The following is a 19,358-nucleotide window of genomic DNA, read 5'->3' on the forward strand; positions in this document are numbered from 1 at the left end:
GTTCTAACGGGCGGTTCACTTCCTCATGCAAGAGGCTACGAACCGCCCACTAGAACGGTAATGTGTAGTTCTACTACACTATTAATTACTCATAACGCAATGCTTCAATTGGATCTAATTTTGCAGCTTTATTTGCTGGAATTAATCCGAAAATAATACCGAGTGTCATTGAGAACAGTACGCCTCCAACGACAACTTCCCATGAAACGAGTGGTGGCCATTTTGCGAATGTAGAAACGATATATGCTCCGCCATACCCAAGACCAATTCCGATTAAACCACCTAGAAGTGTTAACATAACGGCTTCAATTAAAAACTGTAATAAAATTTTACTACGTGTTGCTCCAAGTGCTTTACGTACACCAATTTCACGTGTACGCTCCGTTACAGATACAAGCATGATGTTCATAACACCAATTCCACCAACGACTAATGAAATACCAGCGATACCACCGATGATCATTGTCATAATACCGGTCATCTTCGAAATACCTTCTTGAATTTCTTTTAAATTCATAACTTCATATTTACCAGTTGCATCAGTCGGTTTACGACTATTTAAAACATCTGCAGCTTTTTTACCTGCTTTTTCTAGATTATCTACATTTTTTGCTTGAACAGAAATATTTTGAATTTCATCTTTCCCATACAATGTCGGCCATAATGAAATTGGAACTAGTGCTTCTGATGGTCCCATTCCCATAAACTCATTATCTGATTTGTAAACACCAATAATTTGCATCGGTTGACCTTTCATTTCAATAATTTTACCGACTGGATTGGCATCCTTAAACACCTTTTCTTCCATTTGTTTACTAATCATAACAACGTTATTACCTTGATCCACATCTGATTCTTGTAAAGAACGTCCCTTTAACAACTTTACTTTATTTACTGCAAAATACTCGCTATCTAATCCAGTAATACTCACCATTTCTTTTTTATCTTCAATATCAAGTGGTTCCATGCTGGAATTTGTTGTTACCACATGTGAAATTTCTGGAATTTTTTTAATTTCAAAAATGTCTTCTTCAGTTATCTTCGGTGCTTCTACCATTCCCATACCGAAAGGATCGTTTATATCTGCACTATAATGAATCGGAACCGTTTGATTACCTGCCCCAACGAACTGCGATTTCAATGCAGCTTCCCCGCCTTGCCCAATCGCAACGACAGTAATAATTGAACCTACCCCGATAATAATACCGAGCATCGTAAGAGCTGAACGCAATTTATGAGCTAAAATAGAAGAGAGGGCAATTTTTATACTATCTAGTAAACTCATACCGCACACCTTCTATCTTCTGTAACTTTCCCGTCCCGCAGTACAATGCGGCGGGAAGAATACGCTGCTACTTCCTCTTCATGCGTAACCATAACAATCGTCGTGCCTTCTGCATTAAGCTTCGTGAAAATATCCATAACTTGTTCACCAGACTTCGTATCAAGTGCACCAGTCGGTTCATCGGCCATAATGAACGTTGGATTATTTGCAATCGCTCTTGCAATCGCTACACGCTGCTTCTGTCCACCTGATAACTCATTTGGTAAATGATGCACGCGATCTGCCAATCCAACTTTACCTAGCGCCTCCAAAGCACGCTTGCGACGCTCTGCTTTCTTCACGCCACCATATACGAGCGGAAGCTCAACATTTTCCACTGCTGAAAGACGAGGTAGTAAATTAAAATGCTGGAATACAAAGCCAATGTATTCATTACGAATTAAAGCAAGCTTTGACTCGTCTGCTGTTAAGATATTCACGTCATTCAGCATATATTCACCTTCTGTTGGACGATCTAAACAACCGATAATATTCATAAGCGTCGACTTACCAGAACCAGACGGTCCCATAATCGAAACGAACTCACCGCTCTGAATTGTTAAACTAATACCATGCAAAATCGGCACCGCCAATTTTCCTTGATAATACGTTTTAGCAATATTATTTAACGTAATCATTTCTCTTTCACTTCCATTCCGTCATACACATCGTCGGAAGGATTTTTAACCACCTTTTGCCCCACTGTTACGCCTTCTACAACCTCTGTCCAGTCTCCATCAGTAGAACCTTTTTTCACATTTTGTTTACGAAGCTTTCCTTTTTCCTCAACATAAACAAATGCATCATCACCTTTTTCTACAATGCTTTTACTTGGAACAGCAATCATCGTCTTATTCTCTAAGTTTACTTGCAGAGAAACGTGGTAACCTGGAGATAAACCGTCTTGACTATCAAGGCTAGCTTTATATGTATATTGGGACATATTTTGAGTTGCTTCACCCATGCCGCCAGCTTGCGCCATCTCTGCACTTGTTGGGAACTCACTTACCTCTGTAATCTTACCTGTCCACTTCTTCTTATTATTTGCTTTTGCAGTTACAGTGAATTTTTGATCCTTTTGAATTTGTGACTTTTGAAGCTCAGTTAACGTACCTTGAACTTGGAATGGATCTTTAGAAGCTACTTGTAAAAACGCTTTTCCTTGACCACCTAACGCTTGAGATGAACTTTGTGCCGCATCTTTATCTAACTTTTGAACAACACCAGCAAAATTACTATAAATCGTAAGTTCTTTCTGCTTCTTACTTAACTCTTCTTTCTGCAACTTCCCTTTTTCTTTCTCAAGATCAATTGTTTTTTGCCCTATCTCTAACTCGTTTACTTGCTCGTCCATCGGATCCGTTACTTCTTTCCCAGCTCCGCTATCTTTCGCCTTCTTAATTTCTTTCTTCAACGAATCAATCTTCTTTTTCCCTTGATCATAACGCATATCTGCCATCTTCTGATCAAGCTCTGCTTGCTTCATTTGAAGGTTAATCTCTTCATTATCATAAGAGAATAACTTCGTGCCTTTCTCTACCTCTTGCCCTTCTTTTACCTCAATATCTTTCACTTTCCCTTTGGTCGGATCTGCATAGAAGCTTTCAATATTACCAGGCTTCACCTGACCAGAAATTAACTTCGTATTATTCAGCTTACGCTCTGTCACTTTCTCAAAACTTACAGCATCAGCATTTGTTGATGCACCCTTCTTCTTACCTTGCATAACAAAAATATTAATTGCCGCTACAATAACAATTAGTGCAATAACCCCAATAATAATCCATTTCTTCTTCTTATTTGGAGTACGAACCGTATTTGGTAACATAGTCTCTCTCCCTTTTATAACTTAATAGTTTAATATAAAAATTGTATAAAACTTTCTGAAAATAGATTACATATTATTACAATGTTTTTACAAAGTTTTACACATCCATTTATATTGTAACAAAAATTCCAATGATTAGAAATATGACATTATATCTTTTAAGATAGATTTAAGGAAAGATTATATTATATAGAAAAAGCCATCCAAAATAATAATTGGATAGCTTTTTCAAACAAAATATTACGCTACTTTAGGATCTTTTCTCTCATGTCCACGTTGAACAATAAATAAGAAGATTGTTGATAAAACCGCTCCTGTTAATAGTAAGATGAAACAACCATCCCAGCCAGAACTATCAACAATAACACCAATTGCTGCGTTAGCTACAAGACTTCCGCCTACATAACCGAATAGACCACACATACCAACTGTCGTACCAACTGCAAATTTCGGTACTAATTCCATCGCACTTAAACCGATTAAGAACTGTGGTACATAAATTAAACAACCGATAATAGAAACTGCAATACTTACAACAAGTACGCTAGTTGCTTGCCAATATATAAACGTACCAATAACAACTCCAACCATACTAATAATACATAATGGCATACGTTTTCCTTTAAATAATTTATCACTTAAAAAGCCAACGATTAATGAACTTGGAATTGCCATACCTTCAAAGATTGCATATGCCGCATGCGCTTCTGCTTTTGAAAATCCTTTAACTGTCGTTAAATAAAGTGGAACCCAGTTAATAACACCGAAACGAATTAAATAAACAAAAGCATTCGCAATACATAAGAACCATACAAATTTATTTTTCACTACATACTTCATTAAAATTTCTTTTGGTGACATCTTGTTAGCATTATCTGCTTTTTCAAGATTTTCATAGTCATTACGATACTCATCAATTGGAGGAAGACCTTCAGATTCTGGTGTATCCTTCGCATTGATCCAAACAAGAACTGCAATTACCATTGCGATAATCGCAGGGAAAATAAACACGCCGCCTTGCCAATGATTTTCACCGAAAATACCTACACCAATTCCGACAAGTGGTGGCACAAGCATTCCACCAACGTTATGTGAAATATTCCAAAGGCCTGTTTTCGTACCGCGTTCTTTCTTCGAGAACCATTTCGTCATAACAATACTACAAGGTGGTGCTCCCATACCTTGTACAATACCGTTAACAACAAGTAATGTAACAATCATCCCAAATGATGATGCAAAGCCGAAACAAATATTTACAAGCCCTGATAAGAATAAACCGACTGCGATAAAGCGCTGGGCGAAAGCTTTATCTGATAAATTACCCATAAAGAACTTACTAAATCCATAAACAATTGCCATTACTGAGCCTAGTAGACCAATTTCAGCTGTACTAAAACCATATTCTTGTACTAAATACGTACTTGATAACGTAAAGTTACTACGAACTAAATAATAAGCAGCATATCCAACTGAAATCCCGATTAACACACGAATACGTAGTAATCGATATACACGGTCGATCATATCCGCTGGCAATCTTTCAATTGCAGGTGCTGGCTTGAGCCATTTAAACATATATTTTCGTCTCCTTTTCTCACTTCAGAGAGAGACGCTGTCTATTCCATATCTCGATTATTCCGCTATTTGATATATTTTGGTTCGTCCTTCTAACCGGCTGTCCTTCTATTTCTTTCTCATTCTTCGCAAACATCGTTGGTACGCCAAACGACACTTTTTCTAAAATGTGACCCGCTTCTTCTGATAAACAATAATCAATAAATAAATCCGCAATAATACCACTCGGTGCACGTTTTAGTTTAGAAATCGCATTAACGGATAACCCTGTTTGCTCAGGTTCGTTACTTAAAATAGGAAAGCCTTGTTTTTGAAGCATTCTCTGATCTCCCATAAAGTTGATGCCTATCATATATTCACCGCTCGCAACAAGTTCTGCTGGGATGTAACCATTCACTGTTACTTCTCCAACTTGTTCTGCCAGATTCTTCACATATTCCTTCGCTTCCTCTTCACCTAACGTATCAATAAGTGATTGGAAAAACGTATATGCTGTACCTGAAACATTTGGATCGGGCATGACAATCTTTCCTTTATATACTGGATTCAATAAATCTTTCCATCTTAACGGATACGAGAGACCGAGCGGTGCTATTTCCTCGTTCCACCGCTCCTTATTAATCGCAATTGCCAGCTTCTCCACTTCATAACCGTACCAATAACCATCTTTATCTTTAACAGTCTTTGAAATACGATTTGCATGTTGGCTTATGACAGGAATAGAAAGATTTTTTTGCTTCATCATTTGATGCGCATCTACTGTACCACCAATAATAATATCCGCCTTCGGATTTCCAGCTTCTTCTTCCACTCTACGAAGAAGTTCTTCTGTTGAAAGACGAATAAATTCATACGTACATCCGCGCGGTTTACAAAATGATGACAGTAACGCTTCACCAACTTCCTCACGAGCCGCTACATACGCAACAATATGACGATCATCCAAAATAGGGAGACCATTTTTACTATATTTAATAGAGGTTGTATCTCGAGAGCAACTAGACATCGCTCCTCCAATTACTAGCAAAAAGAAGAAAAAGGCTATCTTTCTCATGACGCATTCTCCTTTACGAATAACTCTGCTAGAGAGCCTTTCATATACATGACATTTCCGTTATTATCACCGAGATATTGCACAACAAAGTACGATGGATACACAGAAATCGTAAGAATATCTTCATGATCATTCTTTACACGCTTACCTGTTTTATAAGCTGTAATATAAGCAATCGGTTCATTCTGTGATTGTAATAACTTCTGAATTTCTCCGTAATCTGTAATTTGCTTTGCGTATCGAATAGAATCAAGTATGTGCGTAAGATTGATAGTACGTACCACATCACCTTGACGTACTACGACATCCTTTGCTGAAGCAAAGAAATCACTAATACGCTCTGGCGTGTAATACAGGCTTAATAAATACGTTTGAAGTGCTGAAATCATCGGATCCATGCCATTCTTTCCGTATACATTTTCCCCATACTGGAACAAGTCACCTACTGCAAAAGTACGCTTATGTCCATTCAAGTACGTTACTTCTCCAGTAAATACTTGTTCTTGGCTCTTAACGTCCCCAGGCTCTATTCGAATTCGGTCAAAGAATGAAATAATCGTATGCAAACGAACTTCATCCGTTACAATGATTTCTCCCCACTTTTCATGTCTTACTTTCACTTCAATTGGAAGAGATTCATTCACCCTTTGTAAAACGGCTTGTTTATCATTTACAATGTTGATTCGATTATATATTTGCTTCTCCATAACATAAAACAAAACAAGAGAAACAATCATACAAATGACAAACATAAGAATTTGAAATGATAGCCTTTTCATTTCTGCCTACCTCCAAGATAAAAAAACGTTGTTTCGAAAATACCGCATAATTGTTTCATAAATGTATCATTTAACCGCTTTCAAGTTTTTTATGTCTTCCATCCTTCTCGGAAGCAAAAATGTAATGAATATTGTAGTACCTATTTCTTCACTACTCTCAATCCGCATGCTTCCGCCCTGCTTACTCATAATCTCCTGACAAATATACAAACCATAACCATTCCCGTAACTAGAAGGAAGTGCCTTTCCTTTCGGAGACTCATTCCACTCTGCAAGCACCACTTCATCTATACCGATGCCATCATCATGAACAAAGACCTTCGCCTCATGCTCATTTATAATTACATTCATACGAATGTGCGAAGCATCACTATACTTAATTGCATTATCAAGCACATTTAAGAAAATTTGCTTTGTCTTATCAAAATCCGCAACAACATGTACATCCGTTAACTCATTTATCACTGCAATTTCAAACTGATTTAGACGAGGCTTCACAATTGAAACTGCTTCTTCTGCCAATTCCTTTATGTTCACAACTGTAGGTGATACTTCAAACGTACTCGTTCCATATTTCGAGGACTTAAGCAATTCCTCTACAAGTGATAATAAACGCTCACTTTCCACAGCCACATAACGAAGACTTTCCTGTACATCTTCTTTCGATTGTAACTTCGGAATTAAATCAACATAACCGATAATTGCCGTTAGCGGTGTTTTTAGCTCATGTGTAATGCGGTCTAGGAAATCTTTCTGCTTCTCTTTCTCCTCCTGCAATTGCTTAATATGCAGCTCAATTCCATCGGCCATCGCGTTAAAAGATGCTGAAAGCTGAGCGATTTCCACGTACTCATTTAACTCAATCTTACTCTTATAATCACCATTCGCGAGCCGCTGTGTCTCAACTGATCAATTGGTTTATGAAGAGACTTCGCCAAACGAATCGCAAAGAAAATACCGGTAGCTACTAAACAAAGAGACGTCATTAAGAAAGTCCAGCTCACATTTGTTAAAACTTCCTTCTCACCCGTTAACTCATTTATAAAACGAATACTTCCAATGACATCGTTTCCATAATATACTGGGCTTGAAAACAAAAGAATAGGAGCTGGATCCGCCTCCTCAAAAACGTAAGACTTCTTTCCCTTCAAGGAACTCTCAATGTCGATGTTACGGTGAAGCAATGCTCCTTTTTGTGTATCTGCAACAACATCGCCATTCTTCCCGATCATCTGCACACGGACATCCATACGCTTCGCTAAATACGACGCAATTAAAAGTGAATTCGGACCAAGCGTATCCACTTCTGCTTCCTTCTCTAAATAATTCATCGTATAAATTTGTGCTTCTACACTTAACTTTTCTAAAGAATCTGCTGCGTTATGATACATATTCTTTTCTAACGTAATATAAACAACTGCATATAAAAGAACAAAAATCGGAATTAACAGCCCCACTATTCCGAACACCATATTTCGCTTTAAAGACATACCATCACCACTTAACAATCCAGTTTATAGCCAACGCCATAAATTGTCTTAATATATTCCCCGCTCGTCCCAAGCTTCTTTCGAAGTCTCTGCACCATAATATCAACTGCTCTCGTATTTCCGATATACTCAAATCCCCATACTTTCTCAAGTAACTCATCCCTCATAAACACACGCTGCGGATTTGAAACAAATAACTGACATAAATTAAACTCTCGGTACGTTAACTGAATCTCTTGTCCACTCACATGTACCTTTCTTTCCTTAGGACAAATCACTATCTCTCCAGCCTCAATTACTTCATGACTTACAGCCGCCTCCGTCTTCTTTACACGCCGCGCCATATTCTTAACCCGAAGAATAAGCTCCGCATAATTAAACGGCTTCGTCACATAATCATCAGCACCAAGCTGCAAGCCAAGCAACTTATCATTCATCTGACTCTTTGCTGTTAACATAAGCACCGGAATATCCCTATCCCTCTCACGGAACAAACGAAGCAACTCATACCCATCCGTATCCGGAAGCATAACATCCAAAATCAATACATCCGGCCCTTCATTCCATCGCTCTAACGCTTCTCTCCCATCAGCCGCTGCCAATACTTCATAACCTTCCATCTCCAACTGCATCCGAATCAAATTACGAATACTCGATTCATCATCAACCACAAGTATTTTCATCATTCTCCTCCTTCCATCATGTATTATAGTACAGTTTAGTATAGCAAAAATCCTATAAAAAAAGAGAGGGTATTGTCGAACATATTTTGTCGACGATACCCCCTCTTTCACTTATTATATTTATTTAGCATATCCATTCGGTTGCTTTTGATGCCAATTCCAAGCATGTTCAATGATTGTCTTAACATTTACATACTTAGGATCCCATTCTAGCTTCTCTTTCGCTTTCTTAGAAGAGGCAACTAAACGTCCTGGATCGCCCGCACGGCGCGGTGCTACCTCAGCAGGAATTTCATGATTTGTAACCTCACGGACTGCATCAACGATTTCCTTTACACTGAAACCATTACCATTTCCTAAGTTATAGAAATCACTCTCTCCGCCGTTCTGCAAGTCTTTAAGCCCTAAGAAATGAGCCGCTACTAAATCTTCAACATGAATATAATCACGGATACAAGTACCGTCTGGTGTATTATAATCATCACCAAACATCATAATCTTCTCACGTTGACCTAAAGCCACTTGCAACACAAGAGGAATTAAATGTGTCTCTGGGCGATGATCTTCTCCAATAATACCACTTGGAGTTGCACCAGCCACATTAAAGTATCTAAAGATCTTATAACGTAAATTTGAAGCTTGGCTATACCAATGAAGCATCTTCTCGATTGCTAACTTCGTCTCTCCATACGTATTCGTTGGATTCGTCATCGTTTCTTCAGTAATAAGATCAACATCTACCTCACCATACGTTGCCGCAGTAGAAGAGAAAATGAACTTATCTACCTTAAACTCATTCATTACCTCTAATAAACAAAGTGCACCATACACATTATTATTATAATATTGCAGAGGCTGCTCCATACTAACCCCAACTAAAGAATCAGCTGCAAAGTGCATAACCGCCTCAATATTTTCTTTTTTAAAAACATCCCTTAAAAATGATTTATCACGAAGGTCGCCATTATAAAACTTCGCGCCTTCCGTAATTGCATCTTCATGACCAGTTTGTAAGTTATCTACTACTACTACAGATAAACCTTCGTCTACTAATTTTTTCACAGCGTGAGAACCGATGTACCCGGCTCCGCCGCAGATTAGGATTGAGTTCATTGTTTTCCTCCTACTATTTCAGATATCCTATTTATAAAAGGAAAAGGTATACGATAACTCGTACACCTTTTATTTCTCCTTCATTACTTAGCTACAAAATAATCAGTTACATATTTCGCCCAAACATCATGCCCTTTTGCACTTGGGAAACCAAATTCTTCTCGTAGGTATGGTAAAATACCTTTCGTTGAAGCATCCGGCCATGCTCCCCAATGATCAATATATGTATAATTATTTTGCGTCGCAAATTGTTTTAATGCTTCAATCGATTTCGGATAATTTTTCGCACCATACACTGGATTTGATGGTTGAATCATAATCGTAGCACCCTTTGCACTAGTAGAAAGTGCTTGAACGAACTTCTGTGTATTTGCGACAGAGTTCCCATTACCAGTTTTACCGTTATCAGTAATAAATGGTGGCTCAAATAAAATCACATCTGGATTCTCTTTCACAATCTCTTTATCACGCTTATTCGCGATTAACTCTTCTGTGCTTTCACCCTTATATTCCTTTACAGTCACATTCCATAAACCTTTACCGTAAGCAGTTTCTAAATTAGACGTTAACTTAGCTGCCCAAGCACCTTTTTCAGATGAAGAAGCTTCATCACCAACGATAATAAGATTTACTGCCTTTTTATCCTCAGCAGCTTTCTTTAACTTCTCTTTCACTGCATCTGGCAAGTTCTTCGCGTATGCCTCATTAAAAGATGACTTCGCATCTTGTTTTTTCTCTTCCTTTTTCTCTTCTTTCTTCGCTCCGCTATCTTTCACTTCAGCCTTTGTTTTCGTTACTTCACTCGTTTGTCCTGTTGCATTTGCAACTTTCTTATTCCAGTACAATTTACCGCTCACAATCGAAGCAACAAACAATACAAAAACAACAAGGACAAGTACTGCTTTCTTATTCATCGATTCACCTCATCTATTAATCTCACAATATATAATACTAATATAAATCCATGCAAAAATAAACCCAACTCCTTCCAAAGGAGTTGGGTTATTACATATTACTTAGTCACTTCAAGATGTGCCCTTAACTTATTCGTTAAATCTTGTTTTGCTGCCTCTGGGACATAGTAGTACCAAATACCATCAGCGGCTTTGTGACCGTCACCTGGGATTTGAATATCTTCACTGTTTTCCAGACAATTTTTATAATTCTTTTGCATATCAAACATTTGATCTTGCGTTAAGTTTGTCTTCACATTTTTTTGAATTGCTGTTAACACATCACCATAACTTGTTAAAGAAGAGAAAGTAGCACCTTTCTTAATAACAGCTTGCATCACTTGGCGCTGACGCATTTGACGTCCGAAGTCACCGCGTGGATCTTCATAGCGCATACGTGTGAATGATAGTGCCTCATCACCTGTTAAATGAATATTTCCTTTAGCAAAATGATGCTTGTCTTGTTTAAACTCTAAATCATTATTGACATCTACCCCACCAACTGCATCCACAATATCCTTAAATCCTGCCATATTCACTTCAATATAATAATTAATAGGAACATTCAAGAATTTTTCTACTGTCGCTACAGACATGTCTACCCCACCAAATGCGTAGGCATGGTTAATTTTATCACTCTTTCCTTTTCCAACAATTTCAGTATATGTATCACGTGGAATACTCACTGTCTTCATAGAATTATTTTTAGGGTTTAATGTAATAAGTATTAAAGAATCAGATCTACCTTTTTCATTCCCTCGTTCATCTACCCCTAATAATAAAATTGAAACGGGTTCAGATTTGCTAATTTTCACTTCTTCAGTACCTTTAGAATCTTTATCGCGTTTCAATGGCTTATGAACTTCATCTAATGTTTTTGAGACAGAAGAGTATATACTATAGGCATAAGCTCCTCCACCTATAATTAGGATTCCTATAATTCCCAATATCCAAAATAGGATTTTCTTTTTCATTACTTACCCTTCTTTCTACTTGAACACCTATTGGTTCTACATATTCCATCTAATTTAACTATACGAATGAATATTAGTAATTCCCCTAAAAACCGCTAGATAAATTTTTTGGTTATATAATTTCTAACAATCGGTTCTTTTATTTAGACTTAATCAGCATTTTAACATTACGCCATAAATCAATTATATCATTTTTCTTAATCATTAAGTAAATCATATATACTACCAGATAAATGAACAATGCTGATATAACACTTAAATACCACGATATAACAATAAATACTATTGTTATACTTAACTCTAATATAATATCCATCTTAACTTCAATATTTAAAAATCTTGCTAGATAAATTTCTGCAACAATACATCTAAATGCTAATAACAATATTATACATAATATTGTTAAATTTAAACTATTTAATACAAATACACTTATACATGTTAATACTAAACTCATAGCAACCGTAGTTAAATTTATTATCAACATCCATTTTTCTTTACGAAGGGTCTTTAAATATGTATTAATTAATAATAACATTTTACCTTCATACAAACACATTGGAAATAACAATGCCATATAAGTTAAACTATCGGCATATTGTGGCAACCATGCTGATAAGATCACTTTTAGTGGATAATAAAAAATTAAAAGCCCTACTAACGGTAGTGTGATAAGTGTTCTTACCATTTTATAAATTGCAGGCAATCTTTCTTGCGGTGTACGTTTTAAAGTAGGAAACAAGACTGCCGCTATTGCGTTAATAAACAACATCAACATATTGGAGATACTTAATGTTAAAGCGACCTTTCCAAAAGTCTCGATACTCCAGTTAGCTTCAATAAAAAAGCGTACTATTCCAATAATAAGCATACTCGCTAAATTAGCAAATAATAACTTACTGCCCACAGAAATATTTATTACTATTTCTTTTATACTCATTTTCACCGACTCAAATTTCCCAATAACTAATTCTTTACATACATAAAAAGAATAGAATACTGAGAAAATCTTACCAATTATATCAGCTACAATAAGATACTCAAATTGCTTGATTCCACTAATTAAAAAAGCAATGACTAATATAAAGTATATTACACGTTCAATCATTAACATAATAGATGATTCTTTAATACGATTAGTAGCTTGTAGCATAAACATTAACAAAGAACGTGGAACTATCAATATACCAGCTAAGCAAGTAAACAGAACAACTATCGTTTTACTTGTACCTGGTGAAACTAAAATATAAAATAGCACAATTGAAGAGCTAATAAAAATCTCTAATACAACTAGAAACCAATATTGCGATACAAAAACTTTCTTATTTAAATCTTCATATTCATATCCGCCATAACGTAAATAAGCGCCATCAGTTAAACCTAAGGACATATATGATATATATGATATATAAAAAATATATAACTGCCAGTATCCATAATCATTAATACTAATAAATCTTGGCACTATTAATATTAGAACTATGGATATTACAGTAGCCAAAACATGAGTAATAAGTGTATAAGAAAAATTCTTAGCAAATCTTTTAACCGAACTGTTCATGTATTTACCTCTTTATTTTTTACTACCTAAATTAAAATAATATTAATCACAAAAATTTCAAGGTTTAAATTTAATGCTAGACGGCATATAACGAACCCTCTAGCATTAAATTTGTTAAATCAAATTTTTATAATTAATATTATCAACTGCAAAATAAAAACTATTACATTCATTCTTAAAACAAAAAAATTAAGCTTTTTTAAATTTTTTCCAAATGAAATAATAGAGTCGAACGTTCATTCTAGCAATTAGGGTAGAAATTTTCAGGAAACTACCATTTAAATCGCTTACTTTAAAACGATACAAATTCTTTTTTAATTTCTCATAATGTTTTTCTTCAATAGTTCCTTCTTGTATACCATGCATTAATAAACTTATGTTCATATGCACATAATAGCTTTTATATTTTTTTATATCAACATCATCAATATTTAATACACGAATTATGTTCTCCACTGCATCTAGAGCAGTTAATTTTTTCAAACTGTATTTTGCCTTAGATGCATTATTATCATGAATTATATAATGATAGTATGGTGTAGAATCATACACAATATTTTCAGCGTTTAAAATAGCCTTGCAACAGAATAATAGGTCTTCACAAAAGTGAATATTCTCATCAAAATGTATTTCAAAATTCTTATGGAATAATTTCGATGAAAACAGTTTATTCCATAAAAACCCTCTAAATCCATTAACATCAAGGATACTGTTTAACGCTTCTGTTCTATTTAGTACCTTAACACTTGGTGCAACTGTCTCCTGTAGAATATCTCCATCAACATTTTCCTTAATATATCCACAAATCGCCATATCTACTTGATGCTTTTGAATTAATTCATGTAGCTTTTCAAACATAATAGGATCAATCCAATCATCTGGATCCACAAACCCAATATATGCCCCACTAGCTATACTTAGTGCAGCATTTCTCGCTGAAGAAACTCCACCATTTTCCTTATGAATAACCTTAAAACGTTTATCTTTTTGAGCATATTCATCACAAATTAATCCACTCCGATCAGTGGATCCATCATTCACTAAAACAATCTCCAAATCCCGGTAACTTTGGTTCCTAATACTCTCCAAACATCTTGGCAAGAATTTCTCTGCATTGTATACTGGGATGATTAATGAAATCAACATTTTAAACACCTTTCCAATTAGGTTTGAACATTTTTAACATCTGATTCCTTCATAGTCTTTTCCACGTTTCGGATCTGGCATAATCATCGCCCCTAAGAAAATTATGCATATTGTTAAAAGGTTTATTAAACTAAATGTAGAAACAATAAAAGATGTAAAAGTATCACGTGGTGCATATAACAATAACCTTGTCATCGATAAGCACATCCAAGCCCCTAAAATACCTTTTTTAAATAACTTAGGCATTAAAGCTAAGATTATTCCAATTATAAAGTTTCCTATTATAACTCCAAAATAACTAAAATCTTTAAACAGTTCAGCAATATAGCTAGAACCGTACCCCCATCCTGTTATATATCTGGAAGGACTGAGAATATAAGAAACACTATCTGCAAAACTATTTCCATACAATGCTGATTCTATACTTTGTGCAGTGTACTTTGGCACATCAAATAATGCCTGAGTTATACTATTATTATTAATAAAATCAGTTAATCTACCAATAGTATAAAGCTTGCCTTCTGGTAATTGGGGCGCTAATGTTTGAGCGTAACCAATTAAATTTGCACTTACGCCCTGTGCATAGAAAAATTCACTTATTCCCTCTAAAAAGGAATGTTGAACTGTACTGTCCATTCGAAGATACGATACTGTATTTAATAATACAAGCATTACTGGAAATGCACCTAGACATAACATAATTTCCTTTTTCCCAAACCAGCTCTGATCTTTATCCGTAACATTTCTAAAACATAGATAAACTACAATCATCAATACATTTAATACGAAATTATTTCTCTGTCCCACTGCTAGCGAGAAACCCCCTAACACAAGATATAAAAATAAGGGGAATACTGTCTTTTTCTTAGTTGGCATAGTACCTAAATATACAAATAATGCCACCGGGCACATTTCTGCCAATTTAATTACCCACGATGGAAATGAGGAGGCATATGAAGAATACAATTCCATATATCCTACGTCATTAGTAAATTTCGCCTTATCCCATAGCACTAAAAAATTAAAAATATAAGTAAAATAAAATAAAATTTTACTTATAAATGCAATATTTTTTATATTTTTTGTACCATACCTTTTAACCTCTTTATTTCTTTTTTGCTCATCATCTTTTACAAAACAATATCCCAAAAATAAAAATAATAAACCAAGAAATAAGGTAACAAAGATACTCCATATTATCTGTTCATTATTAAAATCTAATCCATAATAGCTATCATTATATTTATCATAATATCCAGTTAATGGCTTAACTACTAATCTTGCTACTAAAAAAGTGAAAAAAGTACCATTAAAAGCAAAAAATACTATTCTTTCACTTAAACGTTCACCTGAATATAGTATATTATGGATAAACATCCCACAAATAGCTGTTAATATGATATTTAACTCTGAAAAAATCATCCCAATAATAAAAATGACGATTGAAAAAAACAAAGTAAAATACCTCAAAATTTTAACCAATGGTACACCCCCATTCATTCAATAAATTTTATTTATCTAAGCTTGGTTATTTCCTGTTCTTCACAAAATCTATCCATAGATTATCTATTCTCTGCTGTCTACTATATTTTCGTTGAGTAATACCTTCCTGAGCTCTTTTCAGGTAAACATTATTAAATTCTCCAATAATTGTAGCTGGTGTACCAGCCACAATTACCCCACTTGGAACATCCTTTGTTACAATACTACCAGCAGCAATAATAACATTTGAACCAATGCGAACATTAGGCATAATTATAGAATTTGAGCCAATAAAAACATTATCCATAACCTCTATACATCCCATGTGAAAAACAAATTCCTCTGAATCATTTGACATATAATTAAAGACCTGATGTAGCACATCATGGCATACAAAAACTACTCCTGATGCAATTGATATATTATTATGTAATCGAATTAATTTAGGATCTCCAGGTAGTTTCCTCGGCTGAAAGAATACATTCTCACCTATCCCATGAAGGATATTTTTTTTCCTTAAATAGTCAGCTCTTTTAAATCCATTTGATAAAACCGCAAATCGTAGTTTATTAATTTTATACCGCAAACTCATAAAAGTTTCTCCTCTTATATGGATAAATTTAAATATCTACTATTTTCTAAAACAAGCTGATTTACAAATTCAGAATAAAGAACCTCAGCATTACTTCTTTCCTTCCAAATTCCTAACGCATTATCACACATTTTCTTATATTGCTCACTATTCATGCTATGAAATCCATTAAGTGATTCAACAATTTCTTTAACCGTACAATCTTTATCTAATAGATATCCATTTTTTCCATTTTCAACAATTTCCCTTGTACCACCAACATCCGTAGCGATAACTGGAAGCCCCATAGATATTGCTTCCATGATTGCTACAGGTACTCCTTCGGATGCAGATAAATTAACAAAAACAGTTGCAGGATTTTCTTGATACCAATTTAAAACCTCTTGATTTTTAACGAATCCAGTAAATTTAACTTGTTCCATATTAAGTTTACTTTTTGCTAATTTTTTTATACGTTCAAACTCTGGGCCTCCACCAATATGAGTCCAGACATATGGGATATTCTTCTCTTCCAACTTCACTAAAGCTTCTATTAGTAAATCAATTCGTTTTACCTTACGTACTACAGAACAGCTCACAATATATAACTTATCGTTCATAGTATTACTAAGTACATTAGTTGAGATTGTTCCCAATCTTTCTACACTTATCTTATCCTTATATGCAGGATATGTTTGATTTAAGGCCTCTACTCCATCTTGCGAACAAGGATATACTGCATCAAGAGACTTTAATAAATAGTCTCTCTCCGGTAAATACTTCAAAGGTGCCGCATCTTCATACAAATCATATCTATGTGCGCGCGAAATTGTATATGGATTTCTTTCTTTAAAATATTTATGCTTTAATTCTACAGCAACTCTTGCAGTTATATATAACCAATAACTATATACTGTAATTGAATCATACTGTTCAAAATCATACTCATTCAATTGACGCTCCGCTCGATCATATACATCCATTGCACGACTTTCAAAATAATAACAATATAATTTATGCGACAGTTTCCCTTTAGAATCCGCTTTAATCATTTTTGTTTTTAATTTATCCTTATTAATAGTACTAAATTGCCTTAATACCATTTTGGATTTTCCTGCAATGGAATGTTTTATTCCTATTGGTAAAATCACAACATTTTCAGGGACAGTCCTAGTCTGTTGCATCTCATTAGATACCATAGTTGAAATAATATAAATCTTTTTATAACTCTTAGATAGGTACTCTATTTCTGATTCCAAATATTCCTCACCTTTATGAAAAGGGTAATAATTGGTCAAGAGTATCAAACAATTATTCACTAATTTCCCACCTTTTGTTTTTCATCGTTATTTCTATTTATATTTTTTGATTTTATTACAGAGGTTGCCGTTAAGAATATAACCTTTAGATCCAACATAAACGATACATTTTCTACATAATACACATCATTTTTCACACGTTGCTCCATTGTAGAATTATTTCTTAAGACCGCTTGATTATAACCTGTAATACCAGGTCGGACATCAAACTTTTTAAAGAATTCTTTTGGATAAATATCCTTATTTCCTAATGGACTTGGTCTTGGACCTACAAAACTCATATCACCTTTTAGTACATTAAGTAGTTGTGGAAGTTCATCTATACTTGTCTTCCTTAAAACATTTCCAATTTTTGTTACCCTTGGGTCGTTATCAGAATTAAATGTACTACCATCTTCATTACGAATATCCGGTGCATTTACTTTCATCGAACGAAACTTATACATAGGAAATTCTCTCATTCCTTTTCCCAATCTAGGCGCATTATAGAAAACAGGTCCCTTATCTTCTAATTTAATCATAATAACTACCGGTATCATGATTATTAGTAAAAAAGGAAGTAATAATAGAGAGCCTATTATATCAAAAACGCGTTTAATACCATAACGGTACATCATCCAACCCCCGCATTAATAAATGTATTTCCTCTACTGCTGTGGCAAAATTATAATCTGTTGAAAAATCTAGTAATTCCTTTGCTTTACTACTATCCATATAAGAAGAATGTATTCCTTCATTAGCATTAGGATCTTTCACTAATAAATTATCTTTGTTTCCAAACGCATTATTAATTGTATTTGCAACTTCATAATTTGTTAAAGCATCCCCACTACCTATATTAAAAGCACCTGAAAGCTTCTCTTGTTTTAATGCACAAATTACAGATTTTGCTGCATCTTTTGCATATAGAAACTCTCTTTTTGCAACACTATTAGCATGTAAAGTTAATTGTTCACCATGAAATGCTTGTCTGAAAAACCTATTAATCATATAATTATTTTTTTCATTAAACCCATATAAATGGGCGAATCTCAAGTTTTTAATACAAAGCCCTTTTTTTCTAGAATAAATATTTCCAATATGCTCACAGGCCAACTTACTAACACCGTACATTAAATCAGGTAACGGTAATTCCTTCTCATTCCACGGTAGGGACGTTTCATCAGAATAGGCTGATATTGTAGATGCATACACAATATTACTAATATTATTTTCATAGCATGCATCGTATAAATTTTGTGTTAGAATTTCATTATCATGAAACTCAGATATCTTCCCTTGGCTCCCTCTTGTGGCCGCAAGATGCACTACTGCATCTACATCATTTAATTGATTTATTAAGTCTTCCAAAGTATAATCCGAAATTCTGTATTCGTAATCACTCATCGTTTTACTACCAATACTTCTTGTTAAAATGATGGGAGTATTCCCTTCATTTTTAATGCTTTCAACAACGTATTGACCTAGAAAACCCGTTCCACCAGTAACAGCTATTTTCATCTTAGT

The 19,358-nt window shown here is 34.7% G+C and carries 17 protein-coding genes and 1 pseudogene; all 18 read right to left on the minus strand.

The window, feature by feature from the left end:
* Window positions 1–85: 85 nt before the first annotated feature.
* On the minus strand, window positions 86–1,285 hold the full coding sequence (locus AXW78_RS25195; protein ID WP_000054349.1) for an ABC transporter permease: 1,200 nt from the start codon (window positions 1,283–1,285) through the stop codon (window positions 86–88).
* A complete protein-coding gene (locus tag AXW78_RS25200; RefSeq protein ID WP_000631624.1) occupies window positions 1,282–1,962 on the minus strand; it encodes an ABC transporter ATP-binding protein in 681 nt (226 codons plus the stop codon). Before AXW78_RS25200 ends, AXW78_RS25195 begins: the two co-directional genes overlap by 4 nt.
* Complete coding sequence (locus tag AXW78_RS25205) at window positions 1,959–3,152, minus strand: efflux RND transporter periplasmic adaptor subunit (RefSeq protein ID WP_061884773.1); 1,194 nt, start codon at window positions 3,150–3,152, stop codon at window positions 1,959–1,961. The genes AXW78_RS25200 and AXW78_RS25205 overlap by 4 nt, the downstream gene beginning before the upstream one ends.
* Window positions 3,153–3,392: 240 nt before the next feature.
* Window positions 3,393–4,727, minus strand: coding sequence for an MFS transporter (locus AXW78_RS25210; protein WP_000477602.1), 1,335 nt, complete (start codon window positions 4,725–4,727; stop codon window positions 3,393–3,395).
* 19 nt (window positions 4,728–4,746) lie between these two features.
* Window positions 4,747–5,781 (minus strand): ABC transporter substrate-binding protein, encoded by a 1,035-nt coding sequence (locus AXW78_RS25215; RefSeq protein WP_001225641.1) that lies wholly within the window; start codon window positions 5,779–5,781, stop codon window positions 4,747–4,749.
* Window positions 5,778–6,560 (minus strand): DUF3919 family protein, encoded by a 783-nt coding sequence (locus AXW78_RS25220; protein ID WP_061884774.1) that lies wholly within the window; start codon window positions 6,558–6,560, stop codon window positions 5,778–5,780. Before AXW78_RS25220 ends, AXW78_RS25215 begins: the two co-directional genes overlap by 4 nt.
* A 66-nt stretch (window positions 6,561–6,626) precedes the next feature.
* Window positions 6,627–8,050: pseudogene (locus AXW78_RS25225) on the minus strand (HAMP domain-containing sensor histidine kinase).
* Between the two features lie 11 nt (window positions 8,051–8,061).
* Window positions 8,062–8,733 (minus strand): response regulator transcription factor, encoded by a 672-nt coding sequence (locus tag AXW78_RS25230; protein ID WP_000699553.1) that lies wholly within the window; start codon window positions 8,731–8,733, stop codon window positions 8,062–8,064.
* Window positions 8,734–8,853: 120 nt separating this feature from the next.
* The gene (galE, locus tag AXW78_RS25235) at window positions 8,854–9,846 is read right to left on the minus strand and encodes a UDP-glucose 4-epimerase GalE (RefSeq protein ID WP_001084656.1); all 993 of its coding nucleotides are present in this window, start codon (window positions 9,844–9,846) and stop codon (window positions 8,854–8,856) included.
* Between the two features lie 83 nt (window positions 9,847–9,929).
* The gene (locus AXW78_RS25240; RefSeq protein WP_061884775.1) at window positions 9,930–10,760 is read right to left on the minus strand and encodes an SGNH/GDSL hydrolase family protein; all 831 of its coding nucleotides are present in this window, start codon (window positions 10,758–10,760) and stop codon (window positions 9,930–9,932) included.
* Between the two features lie 98 nt (window positions 10,761–10,858).
* The gene (locus tag AXW78_RS25245) at window positions 10,859–11,773 is read right to left on the minus strand and encodes a polyisoprenyl-teichoic acid--peptidoglycan teichoic acid transferase TagU (protein WP_000727039.1); all 915 of its coding nucleotides are present in this window, start codon (window positions 11,771–11,773) and stop codon (window positions 10,859–10,861) included.
* A 139-nt stretch (window positions 11,774–11,912) separates the two neighbouring features.
* The gene (locus AXW78_RS25250; protein ID WP_001089084.1) at window positions 11,913–13,334 is read right to left on the minus strand and encodes an MATE family efflux transporter; all 1,422 of its coding nucleotides are present in this window, start codon (window positions 13,332–13,334) and stop codon (window positions 11,913–11,915) included.
* 189 nt (window positions 13,335–13,523) lie between these two features.
* The gene (locus tag AXW78_RS25255; protein ID WP_061884776.1) at window positions 13,524–14,480 is read right to left on the minus strand and encodes a glycosyltransferase; all 957 of its coding nucleotides are present in this window, start codon (window positions 14,478–14,480) and stop codon (window positions 13,524–13,526) included.
* 33 nt (window positions 14,481–14,513) lie between these two features.
* Entirely contained in the window at window positions 14,514–15,962 is a 1,449-nt protein-coding gene (locus tag AXW78_RS25260; RefSeq protein WP_231122434.1) for an O-antigen polysaccharide polymerase Wzy family protein, read from the minus strand.
* 46 nt (window positions 15,963–16,008) lie between these two features.
* Complete coding sequence (locus tag AXW78_RS25265) at window positions 16,009–16,554, minus strand: acyltransferase (protein WP_000058751.1); 546 nt, start codon at window positions 16,552–16,554, stop codon at window positions 16,009–16,011.
* 14 nt (window positions 16,555–16,568) lie between these two features.
* Complete coding sequence (locus AXW78_RS25270; RefSeq protein WP_061884778.1) at window positions 16,569–17,852, minus strand: glycosyltransferase; 1,284 nt, start codon at window positions 17,850–17,852, stop codon at window positions 16,569–16,571.
* Complete coding sequence (locus AXW78_RS25275) at window positions 17,852–18,466, minus strand: sugar transferase (protein WP_000286452.1); 615 nt, start codon at window positions 18,464–18,466, stop codon at window positions 17,852–17,854. Before AXW78_RS25275 ends, AXW78_RS25270 begins: the two co-directional genes overlap by 1 nt.
* Complete coding sequence (locus tag AXW78_RS25280) at window positions 18,447–19,352, minus strand: NAD-dependent epimerase/dehydratase family protein (protein WP_000686361.1); 906 nt, start codon at window positions 19,350–19,352, stop codon at window positions 18,447–18,449. The genes AXW78_RS25275 and AXW78_RS25280 overlap by 20 nt, the downstream gene beginning before the upstream one ends.
* Window positions 19,353–19,358: the final 6 nt, after the last annotated feature.

Source organism: Bacillus thuringiensis (assembly GCF_001595725.1).
Taxonomy (GTDB): Bacteria; Bacillota; Bacilli; order Bacillales; family Bacillaceae_G; genus Bacillus_A; species Bacillus_A thuringiensis_K.

Excerpts from the sequence above, each read along its gene's own strand:
- AXW78_RS25195 (WP_000054349.1), bottom strand. The coding sequence starts at position 1,285 with ATGAGTTTACTAGATAGTATAAAAATTGCCCTCTCTTCTATTTTAGCT.
- AXW78_RS25200 (WP_000631624.1), bottom strand. The coding sequence starts at position 1,962 with ATGATTACGTTAAATAATATTGCTAAAACGTATTATCAAGGAAAATTG.
- AXW78_RS25205 (WP_061884773.1), bottom strand. The coding sequence starts at position 3,152 with ATGTTACCAAATACGGTTCGTACTCCAAATAAGAAGAAGAAATGGATT.
- AXW78_RS25210 (WP_000477602.1), bottom strand. The coding sequence starts at position 4,727 with ATGTTTAAATGGCTCAAGCCAGCACCTGCAATTGAAAGATTGCCAGCG.
- AXW78_RS25215 (WP_001225641.1), bottom strand. The coding sequence starts at position 5,781 with ATGAGAAAGATAGCCTTTTTCTTCTTTTTGCTAGTAATTGGAGGAGCG.
- AXW78_RS25220 (WP_061884774.1), bottom strand. The coding sequence starts at position 6,560 with ATGAAAAGGCTATCATTTCAAATTCTTATGTTTGTCATTTGTATGATT.
- AXW78_RS25230 (WP_000699553.1), bottom strand. The coding sequence starts at position 8,733 with ATGAAAATACTTGTGGTTGATGATGAATCGAGTATTCGTAATTTGATT.
- galE (WP_001084656.1), bottom strand. The coding sequence starts at position 9,846 with ATGAACTCAATCCTAATCTGCGGCGGAGCCGGGTACATCGGTTCTCAC.
- AXW78_RS25240 (WP_061884775.1), bottom strand. The coding sequence starts at position 10,760 with ATGAATAAGAAAGCAGTACTTGTCCTTGTTGTTTTTGTATTGTTTGTT.
- AXW78_RS25245 (WP_000727039.1), bottom strand. The coding sequence starts at position 11,773 with ATGAAAAAGAAAATCCTATTTTGGATATTGGGAATTATAGGAATCCTA.
- AXW78_RS25250 (WP_001089084.1), bottom strand. The coding sequence starts at position 13,334 with ATGAACAGTTCGGTTAAAAGATTTGCTAAGAATTTTTCTTATACACTT.
- AXW78_RS25255 (WP_061884776.1), bottom strand. The coding sequence starts at position 14,480 with ATGTTGATTTCATTAATCATCCCAGTATACAATGCAGAGAAATTCTTG.
- AXW78_RS25265 (WP_000058751.1), bottom strand. The coding sequence starts at position 16,554 with ATGAGTTTGCGGTATAAAATTAATAAACTACGATTTGCGGTTTTATCA.
- AXW78_RS25275 (WP_000286452.1), bottom strand. The coding sequence starts at position 18,466 with ATGTACCGTTATGGTATTAAACGCGTTTTTGATATAATAGGCTCTCTA.
- AXW78_RS25280 (WP_000686361.1), bottom strand. The coding sequence starts at position 19,352 with ATGAAAATAGCTGTTACTGGTGGAACGGGTTTTCTAGGTCAATACGTT.